The organism is candidate division Zixibacteria bacterium HGW-Zixibacteria-1, from assembly GCA_002838945.1.
Taxonomy (GTDB): domain Bacteria; phylum Zixibacteria; class MSB-5A5; order GN15; family PGXB01; genus PGXB01.
Map to the genome: position 1 here is coordinate 275034 of PGXB01000002.1, position 6000 is coordinate 281033.

Annotated in this window: 2 protein-coding genes; both read right to left on the reverse strand. The window is 47.5% G+C overall.

The annotated features are described in order from the left end of the window. Window positions 1-94: 94 nt before the first annotated feature. Window positions 95-2434 (reverse strand): hypothetical protein, encoded by a 2340-nt coding sequence (locus CVT49_01985; GenBank protein PKK84948.1) that lies wholly within the window; start codon window positions 2432-2434, stop codon window positions 95-97. Between the two features lie 436 nt (window positions 2435-2870). Beyond that, a complete protein-coding gene (locus CVT49_01990; GenBank protein PKK84949.1) occupies window positions 2871-5648 on the reverse strand; it encodes a hypothetical protein in 2778 nt (925 codons plus the stop codon). Window positions 5649-6000: the final 352 nt, after the last annotated feature.

A 6000-nucleotide genomic window follows, 5' to 3' on the forward strand; every position in this document is an offset into this window, starting at 1 on the left:
GCCGGAAAAAACCTTTCGCGAAAATATAATTCTCCAACCGCAAAAAAAGACCGCCCCGGTGGGCGGCCCTTTTTGGATTTATCCAAGAGATTGTCTAATAAGGATTTCCGCAGATTGGCTGACCGTCATGATAGATATAGTCTATCAAAATTGTAATATCAATCAGGTTGACCAGCAGATCGCAATTGCAGTCCCCCACTGATTTCATTGGTTTGGGTTCCAACCCGCCCTTATAAAGATATTTTATCAAATAGGCGATATCCAGAATATTCAATGACCCGTTCCAGTCGGCATCACCGTAGAATTTCCAGATGCTTATATCGAGTACGAGCGGGTACGGCGAATTGCTGGCCGAATCGGAAACTATAAGGGCAGTATCCTTATAATAGCCAAACGTCATCCCATAACCATTTGGCATCAATCTGAGATTCCAGGGATAGGCTTCTTCCTGTTCCTCATCTTTGACGTCAATGCCAAAATCCATCCAGGGCATATCTTCCTGAATGTACCAGTCCATGCATCCGGGATGGACATTATTAAGAGTGACAAAGAACTGCCGGCCCACCCGGTTTTCCTGCGCATAAAAACTGAGGTTATTACGATTCAGGTAAATCAGAGGGGCAATATCGGTTTCTTTTATCGTGAGTGTCAGCGTCAGCGATTCCGGGGTATTGACGGCATTATAAGCCGAAATGACAATAGTATCATAATAGACGCCCGGGAGCATGTTTTTGTAATCAAATGACAGCGTGATTATTTTCGGGGCCAGGGCGGAAGTGTCACTTGGTATGAGCCAGTCGGAATTCCAGCTTAAATCGAAGGTGAAAGGCACGGAACCGCCATTGTAAACCGTGAAAAACGGCGGCGGCGGTGGATTCATTCCCTGCCCGCATTCATAAAGGGCGGCATTAATGGTATCTTTGCTGACAATAATTTTGGCCGGATCCGAATAACAATGATAATCAAGAATCAGCATCTGCGGCGAATTGGGCGCCTCAAGAGAATACGCCCAAATAGTATCAGTGTAAGACATCGAAAATCCGCAGTAAACTGAATCAAAAGTAATCGCCACCAATTGCGGCACCGCTCCGGAATCGGGCGTCAAAGAGGCAATCCGTGGTGAGTTTTCCTCAAGGTAAAAATTCATGGCTCCGGCGCCACCATTGTAAACCTCAAAATAACGGGTTTCCGGGACCGGCGTATCGGAATCGACCGCCACGAACATATAGCCGGGATTCAAGCCGAGAATCGGCAAACTGGATGCAACCTGAAGTCTGACCGCCGCCTTTTGCGGAGTGTTGGTGGCCCCGGGCGCGGAAACCACAACAGTATCATAATAAAAACCGTAGGAAAGCCCGGTTATATCCACTGACAGCGTTATCACGCCATAATCCACCCCGCTGCTGGGGGTCAATGTCAGCCAGCTCTTGCTCTTGGTGGCGGTCCAGTTAAGCGTTCCCCCGCCGATGTTGTCCACAGTAAGATACTGGTCCGAGGGATTGGCGGAATCAACAATGGCGTTAAAACTAAAAAATGTCTGCGATAGGTCAATGGTTGCAGGCGGCTCGGATAATATCAGATGAATCGGGATCAGAACCGGATTATTGGTAGCATTGGGATCGCTGACCGTAATGGTATCATAGTAATTACCCGCCCCAAGGCCGATGGTATTAACAAACACCTGAACATTGGAAGGTGCAGTACCAAAAGCGGGTGACATTCCCACCCACGATGAATTCCAGGCGGCCGTCCAGTTGAGGGTTCCGACGCCGGTGTTGGTAATATGCAGAAGCTGAGCGCTGGGGGCTGATTGACCGGCGGTCCCTTCAAATAGAAAACTTCCAGGAGCGACACTTATTTCGGGATCTTCCGGCATTACTCCAATTTCCCAGCAGTAAGGGCCGTTGAAAGTGGTGGAAAAATCAAAAAGCCAGTCAAATTTCCCCGGCGGTACCTGGTTGGGAATACTGCAGGAATCAATACAGAAAATACCCTCCTGATTGATCTGAAGGGCAAATTGAATGTTTTTTTGCTCTCCCAGACCAAACGGCCATCCCGAAATCGATACGGCCGTATGATTAATAGTATCACCCAGATTACCGTCAAAATTGAAACCGGTCCATTGGTTCAGAACCGACCAATAAGACAGGAAAGATGGTGACATCGTAATGGAGTTAAATGGCCCCAAACCACCCACATCCCTGTGAGTCACGGTGGTTATGCCCTGGGGGCTGTAAAAGACGAAGGGCATACTGTAGCCAAGGTGCTCGGTGCCGTCATTGTTATTCATATAAATATCCACGGTAAATGGCTGTCCGATTTCAACCAGTCCGGGGAGAAGTAGCGGCGAGGCTTTGGCGCTGATAACCGCAGCCTGGCTCTGAATTGTCAAAATCATTAAAAGGATTGGAAGAAGCAGCAAATAACGCTTCATAATCACCCTCCTTGGGTAAAGCAATTATTGGTTCCCAACAAACTATATTTCATATTTTTATAAAATCCGTCCGCCGACACAGTGCCCCGTCTTAGCCCATAATAATTTTATTTTTCTGCAAAAGAGATTACCGGCTGATTATTCCAAGAAATCTCATTTTGCCGCCAATTCAATTGCAGATACTTTGATTGTCACCTTTACTCCCGTTACTTTTAAGCAGATACGGAGAATGACGAAAGACTATTTTAAGTAAATACAGTATTTCCACTGAAAATACTATTAATACCGATATTAATATACCCCTCTTGGCAGGAATCTGTCAAGTTAATTTTGTATGAGAAGAGGGTTATCATAGCTCTTACCAACATGATGGGCAAATCCCATCGGGGACAGCCACAAGCCGATCGCTGTCCCCGATGATTTACTCACAGTTAATCTATTGTTCCGCATCAAGAAGCGGTGCCGTTGGAGCAGGTCCTCCCTTATACAGAAAATTTATCAGATAAGTCACATCTTTCATGTTGACCGTGCCGGTAGTATTGACATCGCCGGCAAGCACCATCGGAAGCGGTTCCGGACCACCGTTATACAAAAATTGAATCAAATAAAGGATATCACCCAGATTGATATTGCCGTCGGCATTGACATCCCCGGAGCGGTGTCCGATCATTTTGAAGATACCCGTCGCAGAAGACTCCACTTCATCATTGAATGCCCAGGCCAGAGTAAATTCCTGTATGGTCGTATCCCACAGCGGACCATAGTACCCGACAAATTCGGACAGCGAACAACGCATCTTAAGTTTTTCTCCGGATTCACCTTCCGCCGGAATTACTTCGAAATCATAAGGAATAATCACATCATTAATCATCAGCCCGCTCAAATCGATATCGTTGACGGTATAGCCGCCGCCAAGGTCAGACAGGTAAACCGTCGCATTCGCCGTTTCAATTGCATAGGCATAAAAGACATACATAATTTCGGGCTCAATAGTCGTTCGGTTTATGCCGCAACCGGCTCCCAGAGCGCCAATCAACTGCCCGCAAGGACTGAGTGTCGGGGTACATGGCGACATATAATCGACGTGCAGATCATAAGACATGGTATCGCAGAACATCGGGTCGGTCGAAAGGTTATCATTGGCCGCATCCATTCCCACGATGCAACCGCTCCAGTCACCAAGTTCATTGCCATATATATCCGAACAGTGGATATTGATATCCTCCATATTGATATCAAAGCACTCGATTGCCTTGCATTGAGAATTATAGGCAATTATGCTGTTGTTGATCGTAAGTGTAGAGTTTATCAGAGCGTATATCACACTATTAAGATCGCCGACACTGTCGGCGGCATTAAATGCCATGGTAACATTATCCAGCCGAATCGAAGATCCGAGGGCATTGATGGCCGATCCGGAGCGGGCCGTATTGCCATAGAACAGGCAGCCCCTTATCTCAGCATCGGTATTCTCCGCATAGAGCGCGCCGCCGGGGCCGTTATCGGCATTATTACCGACAAATTCGCAATTCTCAACCAGGAGTGAACCGCCTGCAAATTCAATCGCTCCGCCGATATTTGCCTTATTACCGATAAACTTACAGCCCGAGATAGTCATCGCTCCGTTTATATAGCAATACATGGCTCCACCATCGGATATGCCGCTTGATGGAAAAACTTCATTGTCCAGAAAAATGCAGTTTAAAATCGTCGGTGATGCATTCAATACGACCAAACCGCCCGCAATGTCGCCGCTGCTGATATCGGCATCCGCCACCCCGAAACCGTTCTTGATGGTAAAGCCGTTCAGTATCGAACCGGCGCCTTCGTCGTTCCTGAACAGAAAACCGCGGCGGGCTCCGTCCCTGGCGCCGGCACAATCAATTATCGTATTTTCGGGGCCATTTTCGGACATGACCACAATCATTTTGCCGTTAAAATCAATGTTGTAATTACCTTCGCCGACAAAGATCCCGTCAGCCGCCAGCACCGTATCGCCGTCGATACAGGAGTCGACCGCCGCCTGAATGGTCGGGGCATCACCGCTGCCATCGGCTTTAACATACCAGACACGATTCATAGTGTCACAGGCGTCGCCGACACCGTTGACATCACTGTCAACCTGGTCCGGATTATAAACATCGGGACAGTTGTCGCACATATCTCCGACCCCATCCCCATCTATATCCGCCTGATCTTCATTAGTTATAAACGGGCAGTTGTCACAGGCATCGCCGAAGCTGTCGCCATCGGAGTTGACCTGATCGAAATTGTCGGCATCAGGACAATTGTCACAGATATCACCGATATTGTCGGAGTCGGCATCGGCCTGATCCGGATTGTATGTGGGGCAGTTATCGATATCGCCGCAGACACCGTCGCCATCGGCATCATTATCGGGATCATTGGGGCAATCATCGCAGACGTTTCCCAGCCCGTCGCCGTCATTGTCCTCCTGACCCGGATTATAGGTCGTCGGACAATTATCGACATTACCGCAAACACCGTCGCCGTCGGCATCATTATCGGGATCATTGGGGCATTCATCGCAGACATCCCCCAACCCGTCACCATCGGCATCTTCCTGCCCGGGATTAGGAACAAGCGGGCAGTTGTCCTCGAAATCGAGGATGCCGTCGGCATCGGTATCGACATAATTGACTATCTGCCAGCAATAAGGACCGTTGAAAGTAGTCGGGTAATCGAATAGCCAGTCGAATTTGCCCGCGGGAATTTGATTGGGAATACTGACCGAATCGATACAGAAAGTTCCGACCTGATTAATCTGCATGGCGAACTGGATATTAAGCTGTTCACCCAAACCACTCGGCCACCCGGCAATCGATACGGCGGTGTGATTTATTGTATCGGCCAGGTTTCCGTCAAAGCTGAATCCGGTCCATTGGTTTAAAACGGCCCAATATCCCAGATATGCCGGGCTCAAAGTGATGGAGCTGAACGGGCCAAAACCGCCCACATTTCGGTGGGTGACGGAAGTAATGCCGTCGGGGCTGTAGAAAGCAAACGGCATGCTGTAACCAAGAACCCAGTCATCTGTATTATTCATATATATATCGACGGTGAATGGCTGGTTGATAGAAATATAGCCGGGCGCAACCTCAGGCGAAGCCTCTGCTCGAATAGTACTGGCCTGAGCCGCACCGGATGACAGAATGATTAATCCTAAAATCAAAACCAACATACTTTTCTTCATGGGACCATTCCTCTCCGCTTGACTATTGTAACAATTAAATTCACAGCTCCACCGAACACAAAATCCGGCCAAAATCTTCGGATTTATATTATTAAGACATTAGCAGTAAATCAATAAATTAAAATATTTCGCCCTCAAAAAGAATGCAGACATCGCCCTCGAATATATATGAGAACGGGTATGTAAATATGTACATCAATCTCAACAATTAAATTTAAGGAATTTAACGCTTTTGTCAAGATTTTATGGGAATTATTGAAGTTCCCCCGATTTAGTGGACACGGAGAAAGGATACTATTATTATGATTCTTTCTCATCCTGAGTCCCGAAGGACAGGAGGTGTTCAGATGTT